Here is a 20,093-nt window from a genome sequence, read left to right on the forward strand (position 1 = left end):
TGTTTTTTACTGCATAAATAAGTGCATCAATATTACGGCGTTAATTTGTAAAAGCTGCAATATTACCGTCAAATATAGGTTTAACATTTTTTAACATAAAACCATATAACATCCTATTGCTCTTATCGTCTATATGGTATTAAATTTGAAATTGTAAAAACTAAAGGAGTAAAAGAATAATATGAAAAAGATTGGTTTAACAATACTAACCGCATTCCTTGGCGGTGCCATGGCTATAGGCGGCTACAAGGTAATTGAGGCTAACAGAGACAATAACATGTCTTTCGAAGACAGTCAGAAAGTATATTTTGCAAGTAACCCGATGCCATCGGTAACATCATCGACTGGTAACGTTGATTTTACCGAGGCTGCAGCAGCCGTTACACCGGCCGTTGTTTATATCCGTACCACGTATTCGGCAACATCGGGCAGCGGTGAAGACCAGATGGAACAAATGTTCGGCCAGATGTTCGGTCAGCGCCAGCGGTCGCAGGCTCCTCAGCGTGCTTCGGGTTCGGGCGTGATCATTTCGACCGATGGCTACATCGTGACCAATAACCACGTGGTAAGCAAAGCTGATAAAATTGAGGTGACCACCAACGATAAGCGCACCTTCCAGGCAAAAGTGATCGGTACCGACCCTAACACCGATCTGGCCCTGATCAAGATCAGCGCTACCAACCTGCCTATTGTTAAATTAGGCAACTCTGATGATACCCGCGTAGGCGAATGGGTTTTAGCCGTAGGTAACCCTTTTAACCTGACATCGACGGTAACCGCCGGCATCATTAGCGCCAAGGGGCGTAACATCGGTATCATAGGCAGCGAAGATAATGATGAGCAACAACAAATGAGCCCGTTTGGCGGCCGTATGCGTTATCAGGGGCAGGATCAGGCTCCGAAACTGAATAAAGGTATCGAGTCGTTCATCCAAACCGATGCAGCAATCAACCCCGGTAACAGCGGCGGCGCATTGGTAAACACCAAAGGCGAGCTCATCGGTATCAACGCCGCTATCGCATCGCAAACAGGCAGTTACGAAGGTTATGGTTTTGCCATCCCGGTTAACCTTGCTAAAAAGGTATTAAATGATATCCAGAAATACGGCGCGGTAAAACGCGGTTATGTAGGTGTAAGCTTCCAGGAGTTGAACCCTGATGCTGCCGAGGCCCTGCACGTAAACAGCACTGTAGGCTTATATGTAAACGACCTGGTGGCTGGCGGCGGCGCCGAACAAGCCGGTTTACGCAAAGGCGATATCATCACCAAAGTTAACGGCCGTACCGTAACCGAATCGTCGGACTTGCAGGAAACCGTTGGCCGCTTGCAGCCAGGCGATAAAGTTAACCTGACCGTTTTACGCGATGGTGCTGAAAAAAACTTTGCCGTAACCCTGAAAGCTGAGCCGGGCGGTACCAATAAAATAGTTAGTAACCGCTCGGCCGAAGAATTGTACAATAAATTAGGTGCAAGCTTCCAGCCGTTGAGCGATGCTAAAAAGAACGAGTTTCATGTAAACTCAGGTGTGGTGGTAACACAGGTTCGTCCCGGTAAAATGTTCGATCAGTTGGGCATGGAGCCAGGCTCGGTGATCACCAGCATCAATAAAACGCCGATTAATAGCTCGGCCGATATCGACAAAGCTATCACCAACATTAAAAACGGCTTTTTAACCATTTCGGGTATCAACCCCGATGGAAGCTCGTTTACCAACAGGTTCCAGCTGCAATAAAATTGCCCAGCCCTTAATAATTAATAATTTGAAACGCTTCCCGGAACATACCGGGAGGCGTTTTTTTTGCCCCTCTAAACCTTCCCCCAAAGGAGCGGCTTTAAATTTTGGAGCTTTGAAAGCCCTCCCTTCTGGGGAGGGTTGGGAGGGGCTGATACTTTCGTTATTTTTGCCCGATGAATTGTGCTGCGCTCGAGTTCCGTTTTTTAAACCAAAACCTGTTATTACTTTGCCAAAAAGCGATATACTGGGAAGAGGAAAAAGCACTGATATGCGCCGATGTGCATTTAGGAAAAGGCGGCCACTTCCGCAAAGCGGGTATAGCCATTCCGCTTAATCTGGCCCAGGGTGATCTGGCTACCTTATCCGATCTGATCCATGAGTATAAACCTCAAAAGCTGATTTTTTTGGGTGATCTGTTTCACAGCGATATGAATACCGATTGGGATTGGTTTGCGCTATGGCGGGAGCAATTCCCTAAGCTTGAAATTATACTGATACGCGGTAACCACGATGTGATACAAGATAAGCACTATCAAAAGCTTAATATTGCCCTCCATGATGAATTGCTGATAGAGCCTTTCCTGATGCTGCACCACCCGCTTAACAGTGCTGATGCGGAGCAGGCAAAAGGCTATGTACTTTGCGGGCATATACACCCGGGCGTTACCTTGCGCGGCAAAGGCAGGCAATCGCTCACCCTGCCCTGTTTTTTCTTTAGCGAAAAGCAAGCCGTATTACCTTCGTTCGGTAAATTTACCGGCCGCATGAGCCTGCAGCATCAGCCAACCGATCAATTATTTGCGGTGTTGCCTGATAAGGTAATAGCTGTATAGTTTATTTGTGTTTTTCGATATATTCTGATAACGTAAGGCTCAGTTCGGCTAAGGTTACATCGGTAGCTACCAGTTTCCAGTCGCCGCTCACAATGTCATAAGTAGGTACCTTACTTATACCCCAGTTTATAATATTGGGCGAATCTTCCCCTTTCAGATCAGCCATCTGTGGCCAGGGTAATTTGTCATCTCTGACAGCGGTTGTCCACCAGTCGGCCTTACTGTCTAATGATACACTGATCACCTCAAGTCCTTTTTTCTTCAACTCATCATAGATATTTAAAATATCCGTGTGGTTAGTGCGGCTGAAACTGTTACCTGCGCGCCAAAAATCGATCAGAAAAACTTTCTTACCGGCAGTTATCTGGGCGAATGTTTTACCATCGAATGTTTTGCCGTTGATAGCCGGGGCAGATTGACCCGGTAAAAGCTTTGCCAGGTGACTTAAAGCTTCGCCGATCATTTTCCCTTCGGCGCTATTTTTTGCGGTGGCGCCCATTTGCTGATACAGGGCATAATATTTAACAGGCTGGCTGCGATAGTCCTGCTCTTCCATAAAACGGGCAGCAAACTCGCTGTTGGGGTGGCTTTTGATAAATTGCGCTAAAGCGCTAAAGCCGGTCGAGCGCGCTTTATCCCGTGCATCAGACGCCTTTTGGTTTAGTAAGTTAAACTGATCGCGGTCAAGGCGGTCGCCTTTTTTAATTAATGCTGCATCCAGGCTATCGGCCTCTGCTTTAAAACTTTTAGATAGCTGGGTAACCAGATTATGGTAATCGCTGATCTCCTGCTGGCGTTTGGAGCCGCTCGTTACCTTAGGATAGTTACTAAGGTGTTTGGCATCAACATTAATGGTATATTTGCCTGGCTCCAAAAATATCTCATAGGGCTCATGCCGCCTGGAGCCGTTTTTTACAATATCGAAAGTATAAAAACCTTCAGCTTCGAGCGAGCTTTTTACTATACACTTGCCATTTACAACATTACCGCCAAAGGCGTCTTTGCCATTATCGGTCTTTACAATAAAAGTAGCGTCGTTCAATCCCGGAGCATCGATGTCGAACTCTATAATATTAGGATTGCCGCAACCTGCCAGGAATGTCAGCAGTGTTAACAGGTAAAAGTATTTTTTAAATGGCATAGATGTCGTATTTATACGAACTAAAGATATCATTAATTATTTGTGATGATAAGATAGTGTAAAAATGTTTCTGCAAAGTATAGGGATTGAGCAGCAAGCCGGCTTTTTTAACTAAAAAATTAATCTGTGGTAAAATCGATTGAATGATATATAAATTCTGTTTAAATAACTAATTTACAGATATTTAATTGCTTTTTTCATAAATAATTCAGCATATTTGAGTGCCAGTTAATTAGCTATGCCTACGCAGTGGAGCCTTAAACCGAACACATTAATAACCCGCGACGACAGCCGTTTTATAAGCAATATGGTTGACGGAGATGTGATATTGATGAATGTAAAAACCGGCAACTACGTCGCGCTCCGCACTTCGGGCCGGGTGATATGGGAAATGCTCGAAAAACCGATCACTATGGCAGGGCTTATGGCTGCTATCCTGGATGAATATGAGGTGGATGAAGAGGAAGCCACAGCCGATACCACCGAATTTTTGAAACAGTTGCTGGATCATGGTATGATCAGGATTTTGACGAATTAATTTCCATGAAGTATGATTTATAATATATTCTGCTATGAGTTTCGCTTGTTTATCCTGTTTTAATTAGAATGTTTCTAAATAGTTTTTTAAGTCACAATTAGGTCATTTCATCTAAATCTTTTGCTATTTAATAAATACTTTTGGCAAAAAATAAAATCTGATCTGTAATGAGCGACTTTAAACAAACCTTTAACTCATCATTGGGCAAAAAGCTGATCATGGCTTTAACAGGGTTGTTTCTGTGCACTTTTATCATTGTGCACCTGGGCGGTAACCTTTTACTGTTTAACAACGATAATGGCTATAGCTTTAACGCTTATGCCAACTTCCTCACGCACTTTCCGCCGATCGAGGTAATAGCTTATATCTTATATATATGCATTCTGGTGCACGCACTTTACGCGCTCATCCTTACGGTGAAAAACCGTAAAGCACGCCCTATTGCGTATGCTGCCTCAAATAACTCTCCGGCAACATGGTCGTCAAAAAACATGGGTCTTTTAGGCTCTGTCCTGTTTTTGTTCATCGTGATACACATGGGCGATTTTTGGTTCAAATATAAATACACCGATAGTGTAACTTTTAAAGAATATCGCACCAACCTGATAACCGGCGCGACTACCTCGGCCGACTATACGCCCGAGTATAAAGAGTTTGAGCACTCAGTATCAAACGAAGGCAATATGGAAGTAGTGCGCGTTAAAAATCTGTATGCCACGGTATCAAAAAGCTTTAGCCAGCCATGGTATGTAGCTTTATATGTGATAGCAATGGGTGCCTTATCGTTCCACCTGCTGCACGGTTTTCAAAGCGCTTTCCGCACCGTAGGTTGGATACACCGTAAATACACGCCTATAGTCGAATTTATAGGCACCTGGTTTTTTGCGGTAATTATTCCGCTGGGCTTTGCGGCCATGCCAATTTTTTATTACATCAAGTCGATAGCAAAATAATAGATATGATTTTAGACGCTAAAATTCCAGCAGGCCCATTAGCCGAAAAATGGAGCAAGCACAAGTTTAATCTTAAACTGGTTAACCCTGCAAACAAGCGTAAATATAATGTGATTGTAGTAGGAACCGGTTTGGCCGGTGCTTCTGCCGCGGCATCATTGGCCGAGCTTGGCTACAACGTTAAGGCTTTCTGTTTTCAGGATAGCCCACGCCGTGCGCACTCAATTGCTGCACAGGGAGGTATCAACGCAGCTAAAAATTACCGTAACGATGGCGACAGCGTTTACCGTTTATTTTACGACACCATTAAAGGCGGCGATTACCGTGCCCGCGAAGGAAACGTTTACCGTTTGGCCGAGGTATCGGTTAATATTATCGACCAGTGCGTGGCGCAAGGTGTACCTTTTGCCCGCGAGTACGGCGGTTTGTTAGATAACCGTTCGTTCGGTGGTGCGCAGGTATCGCGTACCTTCTACGCCCGGGGCCAAACCGGACAACAATTACTTTTGGGCGCTTACTCTGCGCTGAACCGCCAGATTCACGAAGGCAAGGTGAAAATGTACACCCGTACCGAAATGCTGGATGTGGTTGTAGCTGATGGTAAAGCGCAAGGTATTGTTACCCGTAACTTAACCACCGGCGAAATAGAAACTCACAGCGGCCACGCCGTATTGTTATGTACAGGTGGCTATGGCAACGTATTCTACCTGTCGACAAACGCGATGGGCTGTAACGTTACCGCTGCATGGCGCGCGCACAAACGCGGTGCTTTCTTCGGTAACCCATGCTATACGCAAATCCACCCAACCTGTATCCCGGTGTCGGGCGATCACCAGTCGAAACTGACGCTGATGTCGGAGTCGCTGCGTAACGATGGCCGTGTCTGGGCGCCTAAAACTCCCGAGCTGGCTCAAAAGCTTCGCAAAGGCGAGATCAAGGTAAGCGATCTGAAAGAAGACGACAGGGATTATTTCCTCGAAAGAAAATATCCGTCGTTCGGTAACCTGGTGCCCCGCGACGTAGCATCGCGTAACGCCAAGGAAGCTGTTGACGAAGGCAAGGGCGTAGGCGCGTCGGGTGTAGCCGTATTTTTGGATTTTGCCGAGTCTATCGCCCGCTTAGGCGAAGATACGGTGCGCGCCAAATATGGTAACCTGTTTGATATGTACCTGCAGATAACCGACGAGAACCCATACAAAGTGCCGATGCGGATATATCCTGCGGTGCACTACACCATGGGCGGCCTTTGGGTTGATTATAACCTGATGACTACCGTACCTGGTTTATACGCTTTGGGCGAATGTAACTTCTCCGATCACGGCGCTAACCGCCTTGGTGCTTCGGCACTGATGCAGGGCCTGGCCGACGGTTACTTTGTGATACCATACACTATCGGCGATTACCTGGCAGGTATTGGCCCGAAGCCTATCGACGAGAAACACCCGGCCTTTGCACAAACCAAAAAGGATGTTGAAGACCGCATAGCTAAATTATTAGCCTTAAAGGGCACCAAAACTGTCGACGAGTACCACCGCGAGCTTGGCCACATTATGTGGGAGTACTGCGGTATGGCACGTACCGAAGAAGGCCTGAAAAAAGCGAAGGGCATGATCCAGGAGCTTCGTGCCGATTTCTGGAAGAACGCTATTGTGCTGGGCGCTAACGAAGAGTTCAATATGTCGCTGGAAAAAGCCGGCCGGGTGGCCGACTTTCTCGAACTGGGCGAGCTGATGGTTGACGACGCACTGATGCGCAAGGAATCATGCGGCGGCCACTTCAGGGTTGAATCGCAAACCGAAGAAGGTGAAGCTTTACGCGATGACGATAACTTTGCATTCGCGGCAGCATGGGAGTATAAAGGCGATAACGTACCAGAGGTATTGAACAAAGAAGAGCTGGTATTTGAAAATGTTAAGTTAACACAACGTAGTTATAAATAGTAGTGAGTAGCAAGTATCAAGTAGCAAGACAAAAACACATCTTGCTACTTGATACTAACTACTTGATACCATATCTCAAATCTAACGAAGAATGAGTAACGGAAATATGAACCTGACGCTGAAAGTATGGCGTCAACCAAATGCGCAAACACCGGGTAAAATGGTTACCTACAAGGCCGAGAACATATCGCCTGATATGTCGTTCCTCGAAATGCTGGATGTAGTGAACGAGAGCCTGATCCACAAAGGTGAAGACCCGATCCATTTTGACCACGACTGCCGCGAAGGTATCTGCGGTATGTGTTCGCTATATATTAACGGCCAGCCGCACGGACCTAAACGCGCCATCACCACTTGCCAGTTGCACATGCGCAGCTTCCACGACGGGCAAACCATCACCATCGAACCTTGGCGCGCTGCTGCTTTCCCGGTAGTGAAGGATTTGGCGGTAGACCGTTCGGCGTTCGATCGTATACAACAGGCCGGAGGCTATATCTCGGTAAATACCGGAGGAGTGCCCGATGCCAACGAGATTGCCATATCAAAAGTTATCGCCGATGAGGCATTTAACTCTGCCACCTGTATAGGTTGCGGCGCTTGCGTTGCGGCATGTAAAAATGCAAGCGCGATGTTATTCGTATCGGCTAAGGTATCGCAATTCGCATTATTGCCACAAGGGCAGCCCGAGCGTTACAACCGTGTACAGGCCATGGTAGCGCAAATGGATGCCGAAGGTTTTGGTAACTGTACCAACACCGGCGCCTGCGAAGCCGAATGCCCTAAAGAGATATCGCTCACCAATATCGGCCGCATGAACAATGATTACTTAAGTGCCAAACTATTCCGCGAACAGCACGTGCACGAAAGCTAATAGCAGGGCTCACCATATTAAAAGGCCTCCCAATTATTTGGGAGGCCTTTTGTTTTTATAATAAGTTGCAAGTTGGCGGCGCATTGGAAAAACGCGTGAGGGATAGTAGCGGATACCGGCCGCGCGATGGGTTTAAGGCGGGCCGCGGTTAATGCTTCGTGCAGTATGAGCGCATAGCCCGACCCGCAGGGGCACGCCCAACAAATAATTAACGCCATATTCTCACCGGTGTTACATGTATCTAAAATCCAGCTCTAAATATTTCTTTAAGATATATTGGATTAGGATATCTGCTTCTTTCCAATACCGATGTTTATTCACCTTATATCTTAAAGAACTAATCTCATAAATATTATTTTGAGAGATTTGTTGTAATAAAATCACATGCCTTACTTGTTTTATTTTCGTAAAATGTTGATTATCAATTTTTAATAAAATAGCCAAACCGAACGCTATACAGGACGGTACAGGTTGCCGCAGTGTATATATTAAAATAAGTTTACATAAACCTATAGAGAAAGCCGAAAATCTTTAAGAGTAAGCACTAACCAATTGATCTATTTCATGAAAGAACTTAACTCGTTGAGGAGCACGATCCTCAAATGCACGGCTATGGCTATGCTTTTAGTCGCGGCCGGTTGCAGCAAAGTAGAAACCTTAAGCACCACTACGGCATCTGGCGATGCCACTACTACCACAGGCGGCGGCAAGCTTTCCACTTTTTCAACCAATACTTATTATGTATCGCCAACGGGCAGCGATAGCAACCCGGGCACCATGGCTGCGCCTTTTGCCACAGTGCAGGCCGCACAGGCAGCCGCGGTGCCTGGCGATCTCATTTACATTCGCGGAGGCAACTATAATGTGCCCAGCACCCAGATGGCCTTTACCGATGGCTTGTACGATTGCGTATTTTATCTTAACAAAAGCGGCACGGCCGGTGCGCCGATTACTTACCGGGCCTATCCCGGCGAAACTCCGGTGTTCAACTTCTCGGCTATCAAGCCATCGGGCATGAGGGTTACGGCCTTCTTTGTAACCGGCTCGTACATCTATATCAAAGGTATCGAGATCGTAGGCGTGCAGGTTACCATCACCACGCATACCCAAAGCGAGTGCTTCCGCAACGAGGGTAGCAATAATATTTACGAAGCCTGCAAAATGCACGATGGTATGGCCAATGGCTTTTACCTCACCAAGGGCGGTAATAACCTGATATTGAACTGCGATGCCTACAACAACTGGGATAATGTATCCGAAGATAAATTAGGGGGCAATGTCGACGGTTTTGGTTGCCACCCGTATAAACAGGGTGTAGGCTATACAGGTAATGTATTCCGCGGCTGCCGTGCCTGGTTCAATAGCGACGATGGCTTTGATTGTATCAATGCTTTCGAAGCTATTACCTACGAAAACTGCTGGGCGTTTAACAATGGCTATTCGCAAACCTTCCAGAGCTTAGGCAATGGCAACGGCTTTAAGATCGGCGGTTTTGGTACAAGTACCACACCGAGCGTACCGGCAACTATCCCGAGCCATACTGTGCGCTTTTGTTTAGCGGTGGGTAATAAGGCAAACGGTTTTTATGCCAACCATCACCTTACCGGCAATACCTGGTATAACAACACCGCGTACAAAAATGCTGATAACTACAATATGCTGAACCGCAGCGCCGATTATACCAGCGATGTACCCGGATACAGCCATATTATGAAGAATAACCTGGGGTATGCGGCAACCTCGGCCGGGTTGGTGAACATCAACCAACCGCTTTGTACATTGAGCAATAACTATTGGCAGATCAGCGGTATCACGATATCGGATACTGATTTCGTAAGCATTACGCAGTCGTTGCTGACACAGGGCCGCCATTCGGACTTTACCCTGCCGACCAACGACTTCCTGCGCCTGGTTTCGGGTAGCGACCTGATCGACAAAGGGGTTAACCTGGGCTTTACCTTTACAGGTGCCAGTCCGGATCTGGGCTGTTTTGAGTTCGGTATCAACAAAAGTCCGATAGTTTCGAACCCGGTGATCCCATAGGCAATATTACCAAAACAAAAAGCAGCGCCGGTTATAGGTTACGGCGTTGCTTTAAATGATTTAACTGCTGATTTTTAATGAAATAAAGTATTGTAACATTTGCAAACCATTAGAGTTATCGGATGTTAGCTTTATAATGGAGCCTAACATATACCTGCTGGTAACCGACCCGAACAATGCCTGCCGCGATGTGATCCGTTCGCGCGATACAGGTTTGCGCATTAAGGTTTATTGCCTGGATAAGGAGCCATTTATACCCAATCCCGATGAGATACAATTATACGGCGAATACGAGGGGAGCCGCCTGGCTTTCGAAACAGATGGCATAACTGCCGAAGATGCCGTAGATATGGCTGCAGCCATACACTGGTACGCACGGTACCTGGAGTACCCCGAAATGGAAATACTGGCCGAAGAGCCCGAAAGCAAAACCCGCAGCCAGCTATAAAAAGTCTACCACCACATCATCGCTTGCCGGGTGCCCGGTGCAGGTGAGTATCCAGCCATGTTTCAGGTCGGTATCGGTCAATACATCGTTTACCGACATCTCGATTTTACCACTTTTACAAATGGCTGTGCAGCTTGAGCATATACCAGCCTTGCAGCTATAAGGGAGAGCGATATTGTTTTGCAGGGCGGCCTGTAATATGGTTTGATTTTCGCCAACTGCCAGGTCGTATTCGGTATGTTTAAACCTGAGTTTGATTGTTCTTGGCGGGAAGCTTTTAACATCGGCGGGTACGCTCACAGTTTCGAGTACGAAATTTTCCTTCCGGATCTGATCAGCCTCAAAACCCATGTAGATCAACGTCAGTCTCACCATCCGCATATAAACAAACGGTCCGCAGATAAAAAATACGGCCCCTCTCTTTGAGTGGTTTAGATGCTGATTAACTAAAGTGATCACCAGCTCATTGTTGAGGCGTTTGCGATCTAACCCGGCATCGCTAAAAAGATAGATCACTTTTAACCTTTCAGGATGATCTGTCATCATCCTGTTCAGTTCATTGTAAAACAGGGTGGTTGCGGCATTTCTGCTGCTGTAGATGAGCGTAATGCGGCTGTTCCCGGCAACGGATAAAAGATATTTTAAATGTGCATACACCGGGGCAATACCGCTGCCGGCAGCAAAGTATAAGATGTCTTTGTTGTTGGTATCATCTGTAATAACAAACTTTCCGGCAGGGGCAAGGGCATCCCATACATCACCAACCTGTGTTTTGGTGAGCAGGAAGCGTGATATCTCACCATTCTCAATCCGCTTTACAGTGATGCTCAGCAATTCTTCGCCGGGTGCAGAGCTTAACGAGTACGATCGCCGTATTTCGTCCTGGTGGTGCGCAAATACCAAAGTAATGAATTGCCCTGCCTGGTAATGGATCTTTTGGCCGTCAATATTACTTAAATAAAAAGTAGCCGTATCAGGCGTTTCCCATTTGATACCTTCAACCTTTAGCCGGAGCATCTTAGTTACGAAACCTTTAAAACGATCTTACCAAACTGTGTGGACTTTTCCATTTTGGCGATGGCTTCTTTAGCTTCGCTCAGCGGAAATACCTCGTCAACCACCGGTACTATCTTGTGCTGATCAACCAGTTGCAGCATCGCTTCAAACTCTTCAACCGTGCCCATCATCGAGCCCGACAATTGCAATTGCTTATAGAAAAATTTACGGGCGTTAAATTCCGGGAAGTTACCGGCTGTACCGCCAAAGGTTACAATATGTGCGCCGGGTTTACACAGATCGGGTATTTTAGCAAAACCTTCGCCCAGGGCGCTATCAATAACCACATCAAAGCCACCTGCCAGTTTTTTTAGCTGCTCATCCCAATCGGCATCGTGGTAATTTGCCCCGGCGGTAGCGCCTAAGCTTTTTGCCTGTTCTATTTTTTCGGCTGTGCCCGATGTTACATATACTTCGGCACCTGCGGCAACCGCCCATTGTACAGCAAAACTGCCTGTGCCGCTGCCTGCGCCAACTATCAGTACCTTGTCGCCCGCTTTTAAGTGCCCTTTGGTAAATAAGGCGCGGTAGGCAGTTAAACCCGCGAGTGGGATGGCCGAAGCCTGTTCCCAGGTTAAATGTATTGGTTTCGGGTACAGGTATTCGGCACGTACTTTTACGTATTCGGCAAAGGTGCCGTCTTCGGGCAGGCCCAATATTTTAAAATCTTTACCCTGAAAATCATTACTCTCGCCATAATCATGACTGGGGTTGATGATCACCTCTTTACCCATCCAGGCGGTGTTAACATCTTTGCCGGTTTCAACAACAACACCTGCACCGTCGGATCCCAAAATGGTAGGGTATTTAATGCCCGCGTACTTGCCAACGGTTATCCAGTAATCACGGCGGTTTAAGGCCGCGGCTTTTATCTGAACCAAAACCTCGTTGGGCTGTAAAACAGGTTTGGCAACTTCTTTATATACGATGGGGTTTTCGGCGCTTTCGAGAACGATGGCTTTCATGGGTATTTTTTTAAATTCTAATCCAAATATAGTGATAACAAAAACGGCCCGACTTAAATAGCCCGGCCGTTTGATATTTTGATATAAGAATGATTATCCTATCGCTTTTTTGTATAACTCGGCAACGTGCGCCCAGTTGATCACATTGAAGAAAGCAGCCAGGTAATCCGGGCGGCGGTTTTGATATTTCAGGTAGTAAGCGTGCTCCCAAACATCAACACCCAAAATCGGCGTGCCTTTTACTTCGGCAATGTCCATTAAGGTATTATCCTGGTTAGGGGTTGAGGTTACAGCCAGTTTTTTATCGGCGCCAACAATTAACCATGCCCAGCCCGAACCAAAACGGGTAGCGCCGGCTTGGCTGAATTTGGTTTTAAAATCGGCAAACGAACCGAAAGCGCTATTGATAGCTGCTGCCAGGTCGCCGTTTGGCTCGCCACCGCCGTTTGGCGACAGGATGGTCCAGAAAAAAGTATGGTTGTAATGGCCGCCACCATTGTTACGTACAGGTGCCGGGAATTTCGAAATGTTATGGATAATATCTTCGATGCTGCTGTTAGCCTCAGGTTTGCCTTCCAACGCTGCGTTGAGGTTGGTTACATAAGCCTGGTGATGTTTGCCATGGTGAATTTCCATAGTCAGTTTATCAATGTGCGGTTCGAGGGCGTCGGTAGCGTAAGGTAACGCTGGTAATTCAAAGGCCATAGTGATTATTTTTAAAGGTTAAATTATTTGTTTGGAATAGTAACACCACAAATATAAAGGCAGATGCGGGATATTTGTTCACTGAAGTGTTAACTTTTAAGTCTTTTATTTTTAAAGAACCCGCGTACCAGTTCGCCGCACTCGTTTTCCATAATGCCGCCCGTTATCTGGGTTTTAGGATGGGTTATTTTTTGATTGATGCGCCCAAAGCCCAGTTTGGTATCATAAGCGCCAAAAACTATCCTCCCTACCTGGAACCAATACGATGCCCCGGCGCACATCACGCAGGGCTCAAGGGTAACGTACAGCGTGCACTCGGGCAGATATTTACCGCCCATATAGTTTGCTGCAGCGGTCAGCGCCTGCATTTCGGCATGTGCCGATACATCGTTCAGGCGCTCGGTAAGGTTATGCCCGCGGCCGATGATCTGCCCGTTACAAACCACCACTGCCCCGATGGGTATCTCATCCTCGGCCAGGGCTAATTGCGCTTCCTTAAAGGCCTCTTTCATAAAAAAAATATCGGGTACAATTTCGGGCTCATCGCCAAAGCTTATAAATCTCATTATATCAGTTTTTGCCCGTTGGGCACAGGTTTATCAATTGCGGATAATACAATATCGCCATTCTCGTCGGCAAAGCCGGTTACCAAAAATTCCGACATGAACGGGCCGATCTGTTTTTTAGGGAAATTCACCACCCCGATGATCTGCCGGCCGGTCAACTCTTCTTTACTATAATGTTTGGTAATCTGTGCGCTGCTCCATTTAATTCCCAGCGGACCAAAATCAACCTGTACCTTATAAGCAGGTTTACGGGCTTCGGGGAAATCGAGTGCCTGGAGGATGGTTCCAACCCTCAATTCAACCTTTTCAAAATCATGCCAGGATATAGTTTCCATAGGGCAAATATAATGAAGTGAGCGGTGAATTATGAGTAGAGAGTGGTTCTATTCGATTCAACTCACTCACCATTCACTACTCACCTAAAAAAATTACCTTTGCACCCATGATCGACGTTATACTAAAGAAAGGTAAAGAGAAAGCGGTTTTACAAAAGCACCCCTGGGTATTTTCGGGTGCGATAGAGCGGGTTAAAGGCAAACCCGCCAATGGCGAAATTGTAAAACTGCTCGATGCCAAAGGCACCTTTATGGCCTATGGTTTTTATAACGATCAATCGCGCGTAGCCTTGCGCCTGCTGGAATGGGACGAGGCCGTTACCATCGACGAGGCCTGGTGGCGCAGCAAAGTAGCAGTTGCAGTGGCAGCACGTCAATCTATTTTAGAAGAGGGCATCACCGATACCTGTCGTCTCATCTTTAGCGAATCCGACTACCTGCCGGGGTTGATCGTAGACAAATATGCCGATCACCTGTCGCTGCAAATACTCACCTCGGGTATGGAGAAGGTTAAGCCCATTATCATCGATGAGCTGCAAAAACTATTGAATCCCGCCAGTATATTCGACCGCAGCGATGCCTCATCGCGAGAGCACGAAGGCATGGCGCCATCGTTCGGTATATTAGCCGGCAGCCAGCCGTCCGAACTGGTTGAAGTGGTTGAGAACGGCCTGCGTTACGGCATCAATATCGCCGAAGGGCAAAAGTCGGGTTTCTATTGCGATCAGCGCGACAACCGCCGTGTGCTGGCACATTACGCCAACAATAAAAACGTGCTCGATTGCTTTTGCTATACTGGCGGCTTCACGCTCAATTGTTTCCAAAACGAGGCCAGATCGGTAACCAGCGTGGATAGCTCGGCCCTGGCTATCGAAACACTGATGAGCAACCTGGCTTTAAACGAATTCGATACCCTGGAGCATCGCGCCATCCAATCCGACGTCAACAAGCAGTTGCGTAAATTCAAAGAAGACGGCGAAACCTTCGATCTCATCATCCTCGACCCGCCCAAATACGCACCCTCGCGCTCGGCTTTAGACCGTGCCGCACGCGCCTATAAAGACCTGAACCGCTTAGCCATGTTATTGCTAACCCCCGGCGGCTTACTTGCAACCTATTCCTGCTCCGGCGCTATGGATATGACCACCTTTAAACAGATACTGGCCTGGGCCGCCCTGGATGCCGGTAAAGAAGTGCAGTTCATCCACCAGTTTTGCCAGCCTGGCGATCATCCTGTAAGGGCATCGTTTCCCGAAGGAGAATATCTTAAGGGTTTGTTGTGCAGGGTGATTTAATGATGTGCAAATGATGCGAATAAAACAAGGGGGGGGAAATTGTAAGAAATTTTTGCCTTGCTCTTGCTTTTTGTCTCTTGATTAATTCTCCTCCGGCTGTTTTTCGGGTATCAGCTCTTCCTGCAAAATCTTCGGCGGGCCGTATAGCGCTTCCAGCGCATCGCCGGCTTTTTCGTACAAAAACTTATAGCCGGCTATCTGTATCCTCGCTGCCGAAACTTTGGTGCTGCCCAATATTACCGTGCTCATTTCGCCAAACAGCAATTTAAGCAGCCATGCGGGTACGTTGGGCGCCCATAGCACTTTATGCAACTGCTGTGCAATAGCCTGGGTGAGTTGCTTGTTCGTTACGGCGTTTGGCGCAACCATGTTATACACGCCCTGCAGTTCTTCGTTCTCAATAGCCATCAGGTACATGCCTATGGCGTCTTGTATGTGTATCCAGGGCACCCATTGCAGGCCGTCGCCCAGTGGCGAACCCACACCTAATTTAATCGGCGCAGCTATCTGCGGTAATGCGCCGCCATCCAAAGTTAAAACTACCCCGGTGCGAAACTTCACCACCCGCATATCCAGCTCCAATCCTTTGTCAACAGCTTTTTCCCACAATACACAGCATTCACCCAAAAAGCTCTGCGATGGGATATTGTCCTCGTACATCAGCTCTTCGCCGCTATTACCGTAGTACCCTACGCCCGAAGCCGAAATGACGTTTTTTACCTGGTGGCCCGGATTGGCTCGTAGTAAACTGTAAATAAGCTCAATGGATTTGGTTCTGCTTTCAATCAAGACCTTTTTACGCTCGTCCGTCCAGCGTTTGTCGGCTATGCCTTCGCCCGCTAAATGCACTATGGTATCTACGCCGGTAATACAGTCGGGATGGATAACGCCCTGCTCAACATTCCACAGGTAGGTTTTAACATCGGGGTTTTTGCCAGGCTTACGGCTTAAATGGCTAACTGTAAAACCTTTTTGCAGTAAAGTTTGGGTTAGGTTACGCCCAAGTATGCCCGTACCGCCGGTAATTAAAATATGTTTGCTCATGTGTTTCGCTTAGCAATAGTAAAGTTAGCCAATTAGCCTCATATAACACATGGGTATTTATGGGCTTTTTTTAGATGTTCAAATGTGCGGATGAGTAAATCTGCAAATAAATCAAACGCTTATACGAATCATTTGCACATTACGAAGCTATATAACTTTCCAGCTGCTGTATGGTACGTTTTTGATCCTCGATGATGAATTTTACCACATCACCTATCGATACCATGCCCGTTACCCGGTTGTTATCAATAACAGGCAGGTGCCTTATCTTATGGTTGCTCATCAGCTCCATACAGTGGTCTATCGAGTCGTTAAGGGCAATAGTGTACAGATCGGCCGTCATAATTTCGCCGATGGGTGTTTCTTTTGATGATTTGCCCATCAGCACCAGTTTGCGTGCATAGTCGCGTTCAGTAAAAATACCTTTCAATGCTTCGCTTTCCATAATCAGCAGCGAGCTGATATTCTTCTCCATCATTACCTGTAAAGCATCATAAACAGAAGTTTCGGGGCTAACTGAGTAAACCTGGTGTCCTTTGTTTTCGAGTATGTTCCTGATCTTTTTCATTGGACTATAAAATTTAGTAAATAAAAAAAACTACGCACTAAGCCTATGCACGAGAGATATAAGGGGCGGCTACGTAACTTACAATAAGTTTATAATTGGTGTTTTAAAGATAATAAATCTTTTTTAATAGGCATAGTCATCAAATCATTATTTTTTGATTTTGGGATGCGTTTTGCACTTAAGCAGCTATTTAGGCTTGCTCTATAGATAAACTCTTTGCGCGACACTTATAATAAATACGTTACCCTCTTGTTTTGTTTGTAAATTCGGCTAACACGGCTAATTTAAAACAGCAAAGGTTTACTTGTTTTAACACAGGGTAGTTTGCTATTGATATAGTTCTGAAAATTGGACAATTGTTTCGCTGTAAACTGGCGGTTGCCTGACGTGTTGACTTGGGTGATTATCTGTTGGTCAAGGTATATTGTTGTTATGTTTTTTGAGGCCGGATTTTTAAAATCTCCGTATACTACAGTTCTTACAAACTTTACCGGCTGATTGTTTAGAAAATAAAATTTCTCTATGGTGTGTTTAGGCGTTTTTAAATTAGTACTCGAATAATTCTCCTCACGATAAAAGAGCTGTTTATTGAAGAGCAAAGTATAGTAAAAGTAAAAACCTTTTTCGACGTTGGTTTTTATGAATATTATCTTTTTGTAAAAAGTATAATGTCCATCGTAACCGCCTGATATGCTATCCAGTTTGCCATTTTTAGCTGTTTTACTACTTATGATAGAATCTATTTGCACTGGTGTACGCTGGCTGGCGTCTTGTGACTTAACCTTACCCGGGGCCATCACCCAGGTAAGTATCAGCAATGTTAAATAAATAGGATACCGTAAAGAGCTCATCGAACTAAAGGTACACTAATCGTCGAACATACGACCATATGTATTTATACCTCTGAGTAAATTTCCGTACGAAGGTGCAGTTAAATGTTACTAAAATGTCAAACATTACAGAATTGAATGCGTAAAACGTAAAAAATTCGCATTTTTACATTTTGTAAACCCTGCCCGGGGTTGTGGTGAGTTTTAATATGAGCGATAAAACGATACTCGTCTGGTTCCGAAACGATCTGCGTATACACGACAATGAAATTCTATTGGAGGCTACCCGTAAGGCCGATAAAATTTTGCCGGTGTACGTTTTCGACCCGTTCTATTTTAAAATCACCCTGTTCGGTACACACAAAACCGGGAGCTTTCAGGCACGCTTTTTAATCGAATCGGTAACTAACCTGCGCGAAACTTTACGCACAGCCGGCGGCGACCTGATCGTGCGTTTTGGCAACCCGGCCGACATTATCCCGCAACTTGCCCAGCAATACCAGGTATCCGAAGTTTATCACCACCGCGAAGTGGCTTTTGAAGAGACGAGTATTTCGGCAGAAGTTGAAGCCGCATTGTGGAAGATACGTTTGAACCTCAAGCATTTTATCGGGCACACCCTGTATCATAAAGAAGATCTGCCTTTCCCGATCAAGGATATACCCGACGTTTTTACCGTTTTTCGGAAAAAGATAGAGCGCGACAGCGATATCCGTCCATCGTTCGAAACGCCGGCTACTATTAATGTGCCTGCTATTGATGATGCCGGCGAAATACCAACCATCGAACAATTGGGTTTGACCGCGCCTGCCGACGACCCCCGCGCCGTGATGCGCTTTATAGGCGGCGAAACCGAAGGTTTAAAGCACATGCACCGATATTTTTGGGAGAGCGACCTGCTTAAAACCTATAAAATAACCCGCAATGGTTTGCTTGGCGCGGGTTACTCTTCCAAGTTTTCGCCATGGCTTGCCGTTGGCTGCCTCTCGACGCGTGAGCTGTATTGGGAAGTAAAACGCTATGAGCAGCAACGCGGTGCAAACGACTCTACCTACTGGCTGATATTTGAATTACTCTGGCGCGATTACTTCCGCTTTATGTTTAAAAAGTATGGAAACCAGTTTTTTAAGGCGGGCGGTTTTAAAGGCCGGGCGCCTGAGGTATCATCCAACCAGCAGGAGCTTTTTGAGAAATGGAAAGCCGGGCAAACCGGTATGCCTTTTATCGACGCCAATATGCGTGAGCTCAACGCCACTGGTTTTATGAGCAACCGCGGCAGGCAAAACGTAGCCAGCTTTTTAGTGCACGACCTGAAAGTGAACTGGACCTGGGGCGCCGCCTACTTCGAAGAAAAACTGATCGACTATTCGCCGGCCAGCAACTGGGGCAACTGGGCATACGTAGCCGGGGTGGGTAACGACCCGCGCGAGAACCGGCAGTTTAATGTATTAAAACAGGCACTTGAATTCGACCCGAAAGGCGAGTATGTTAAAACCTGGCTGCCGCAACTCACTTTGATACCTGGCAAGCAGGTGCATACACCCTTTAACTTAAGCCCCGCCGAAAGGGCGTTGTATCATATCGATGAAGAAACTTATCCCGAACTGGCCATCGAAGCACCCTGGAAAATAATTAACCAGAAAAGCGTAACTTTATCTCACGGATAGCGTCATACTATTATAAACCTTTCTGCGCGATGAACTCTTTCGAGGAATATACGTTGATCATCGGCCTGTTAGCTATCGCTATTGAGGGCTTCGGCAAGTTGCGCGATTATATCCGCGAAACGTTTCATCATTAATTAAATCTTTTACAGGCTGCGTTAGCGATTGAAGCGCCCGCCTGCCGGACGGGCAGGGAAAGCGCGGCCGGAGGCAACGCCCAAATAGTTTTCCCTGATCCAACTCTTCTTTTAAAACATTGACTGATTAAAGATGCCTTCTATAGAGTATTCCACGTTTTAAACCCAAACTTTATAACACAGCACTTTTCAGCTTCAATAAGCCCCAAGCGCTTCAATATTTTTCAATAATTAAGGTAAAAATGACACTCCATGATATTCGTCATAAAAAATAGCAAGTTTCATTAAGAAAATAAGAATTAAGTCAATTTGTCAGAATATACCGATTGGTACAATTATTATACCTTACTTTACAGGTGCAAGTTAAAATCTGTTAATTTCGGCCAGTTAAAAGCTCAAAAAGCCCCTTTTTTAAAAAGTTATTTC

General features: G+C 46.2%; 19 protein-coding genes. 10 read left to right on the plus strand and 9 right to left on the minus strand.

The features are described from left to right. Positions 1-181: 181 nt before the first annotated feature. Together BEL04_RS13040 and pdeM are read left to right on the plus strand one after the other, a co-directional pair. Positions 182-1,732 (plus strand): trypsin-like peptidase domain-containing protein, encoded by a 1,551-nt coding sequence (locus BEL04_RS13040; RefSeq protein WP_066004537.1) that lies wholly within the window; start codon positions 182-184, stop codon positions 1,730-1,732. A gap of 176 nt (positions 1,733-1,908) precedes the next feature. Beyond that, entirely contained in the window at positions 1,909-2,568 is a 660-nt protein-coding gene (pdeM, locus tag BEL04_RS13045; RefSeq protein ID WP_066004539.1) for a ligase-associated DNA damage response endonuclease PdeM, read from the plus strand. Between the two features lies 1 nt (position 2,569). On the opposite strand, the gene BEL04_RS13050 is transcribed toward pdeM, so the two are convergent. Beyond that, on the minus strand, positions 2,570-3,709 hold the full coding sequence (locus tag BEL04_RS13050; protein WP_066004541.1) for a redoxin domain-containing protein: 1,140 nt from the start codon (positions 3,707-3,709) through the stop codon (positions 2,570-2,572). 238 nt (positions 3,710-3,947) lie between these two features. On the opposite strand from BEL04_RS13050, the gene BEL04_RS13055 reads away from it, so the two are divergent. From BEL04_RS13055 to BEL04_RS13085, 6 genes are all read left to right on the plus strand, one after another. Further along, a complete protein-coding gene (locus BEL04_RS13055) occupies positions 3,948-4,247 on the plus strand; it encodes a PqqD family peptide modification chaperone (RefSeq protein ID WP_066004546.1) in 300 nt (99 codons plus the stop codon). Between the two features lie 167 nt (positions 4,248-4,414). Continuing rightward, entirely contained in the window at positions 4,415-5,200 is a 786-nt protein-coding gene (locus BEL04_RS13060; protein WP_066004549.1) for a succinate dehydrogenase cytochrome b subunit, read from the plus strand. 5 nt (positions 5,201-5,205) lie between these two features. Further along, entirely contained in the window at positions 5,206-7,140 is a 1,935-nt protein-coding gene (locus BEL04_RS13065; protein WP_066004551.1) for a fumarate reductase/succinate dehydrogenase flavoprotein subunit, read from the plus strand. 91 nt (positions 7,141-7,231) lie between these two features. Beyond that, positions 7,232-8,011: a succinate dehydrogenase/fumarate reductase iron-sulfur subunit gene (locus BEL04_RS13070; protein ID WP_066004554.1), complete on the plus strand. Its 780-nt coding sequence runs from the start codon at positions 7,232-7,234 to the stop codon at positions 8,009-8,011. 564 nt (positions 8,012-8,575) lie between these two features. Next, the gene (locus tag BEL04_RS13080; protein WP_254659574.1) at positions 8,576-10,054 is read left to right on the plus strand and encodes a right-handed parallel beta-helix repeat-containing protein; all 1,479 of its coding nucleotides are present in this window, start codon (positions 8,576-8,578) and stop codon (positions 10,052-10,054) included. 136 nt (positions 10,055-10,190) lie between these two features. Beyond that, positions 10,191-10,502 carry a hypothetical protein gene (locus tag BEL04_RS13085; protein WP_066004558.1) on the plus strand — a complete coding sequence of 104 codons (312 nt, stop codon included), beginning with the start codon at positions 10,191-10,193 and terminating at the stop codon, positions 10,500-10,502. On the opposite strand, the gene BEL04_RS13090 is transcribed toward BEL04_RS13085, so the two are convergent. The 5 genes from BEL04_RS13090 to BEL04_RS13110 form a co-directional block, all read right to left on the minus strand. Next, complete coding sequence (locus tag BEL04_RS13090) at positions 10,497-11,519, minus strand: ferredoxin--NADP reductase (RefSeq protein WP_066004560.1); 1,023 nt, start codon at positions 11,517-11,519, stop codon at positions 10,497-10,499. The genes BEL04_RS13085 and BEL04_RS13090 overlap by 6 nt on opposite strands. A 5-nt stretch (positions 11,520-11,524) precedes the next feature. After that, positions 11,525-12,523 (minus strand): zinc-binding dehydrogenase, encoded by a 999-nt coding sequence (locus BEL04_RS13095; protein ID WP_066004562.1) that lies wholly within the window; start codon positions 12,521-12,523, stop codon positions 11,525-11,527. Positions 12,524-12,616: 93 nt separating this feature from the next. Further along, positions 12,617-13,228, minus strand: a complete 612-nt coding sequence (locus BEL04_RS13100; protein WP_066004564.1) for a superoxide dismutase — start codon at positions 13,226-13,228, stop codon at positions 12,617-12,619. 89 nt (positions 13,229-13,317) lie between these two features. After that, the gene (locus tag BEL04_RS13105) at positions 13,318-13,794 is read right to left on the minus strand and encodes a nucleoside deaminase (RefSeq protein WP_066004565.1); all 477 of its coding nucleotides are present in this window, start codon (positions 13,792-13,794) and stop codon (positions 13,318-13,320) included. Beyond that, a complete protein-coding gene (locus BEL04_RS13110; protein WP_066004567.1) occupies positions 13,794-14,129 on the minus strand; it encodes a tRNA-binding protein in 336 nt (111 codons plus the stop codon). The genes BEL04_RS13105 and BEL04_RS13110 overlap by 1 nt, the downstream gene beginning before the upstream one ends. Before the next feature lie 107 nt (positions 14,130-14,236). Between BEL04_RS13110 and BEL04_RS13115 the strand changes: the two genes are divergently transcribed. Then, a complete protein-coding gene (locus BEL04_RS13115) occupies positions 14,237-15,424 on the plus strand; it encodes a class I SAM-dependent rRNA methyltransferase (protein ID WP_066004569.1) in 1,188 nt (395 codons plus the stop codon). An 81-nt stretch (positions 15,425-15,505) separates the two neighbouring features. Here the strand turns inward: BEL04_RS13115 and BEL04_RS13120 are convergent, their stop codons facing one another. The 3 genes from BEL04_RS13120 to BEL04_RS13130 form a co-directional block, all read right to left on the minus strand. Continuing rightward, complete coding sequence (locus BEL04_RS13120; RefSeq protein WP_066004571.1) at positions 15,506-16,468, minus strand: TIGR01777 family oxidoreductase; 963 nt, start codon at positions 16,466-16,468, stop codon at positions 15,506-15,508. Between the two features lie 139 nt (positions 16,469-16,607). Then, the gene (locus tag BEL04_RS13125; protein WP_066004573.1) at positions 16,608-17,036 is read right to left on the minus strand and encodes a CBS domain-containing protein; all 429 of its coding nucleotides are present in this window, start codon (positions 17,034-17,036) and stop codon (positions 16,608-16,610) included. 284 nt (positions 17,037-17,320) lie between these two features. Then, positions 17,321-17,887: a hypothetical protein gene (locus BEL04_RS13130; protein ID WP_066004576.1), complete on the minus strand. Its 567-nt coding sequence runs from the start codon at positions 17,885-17,887 to the stop codon at positions 17,321-17,323. A gap of 188 nt (positions 17,888-18,075) precedes the next feature. Between BEL04_RS13130 and BEL04_RS13135 the strand changes: the two genes are divergently transcribed. Further along, the gene (locus BEL04_RS13135; protein ID WP_066004578.1) at positions 18,076-19,533 is read left to right on the plus strand and encodes a DASH family cryptochrome; all 1,458 of its coding nucleotides are present in this window, start codon (positions 18,076-18,078) and stop codon (positions 19,531-19,533) included. Positions 19,534-20,093: the final 560 nt, after the last annotated feature.

Origin of the sequence: Mucilaginibacter sp. PPCGB 2223 (assembly GCF_001705515.1) — a bacterium.
Taxonomy (GTDB): domain Bacteria; phylum Bacteroidota; class Bacteroidia; order Sphingobacteriales; family Sphingobacteriaceae; genus Mucilaginibacter.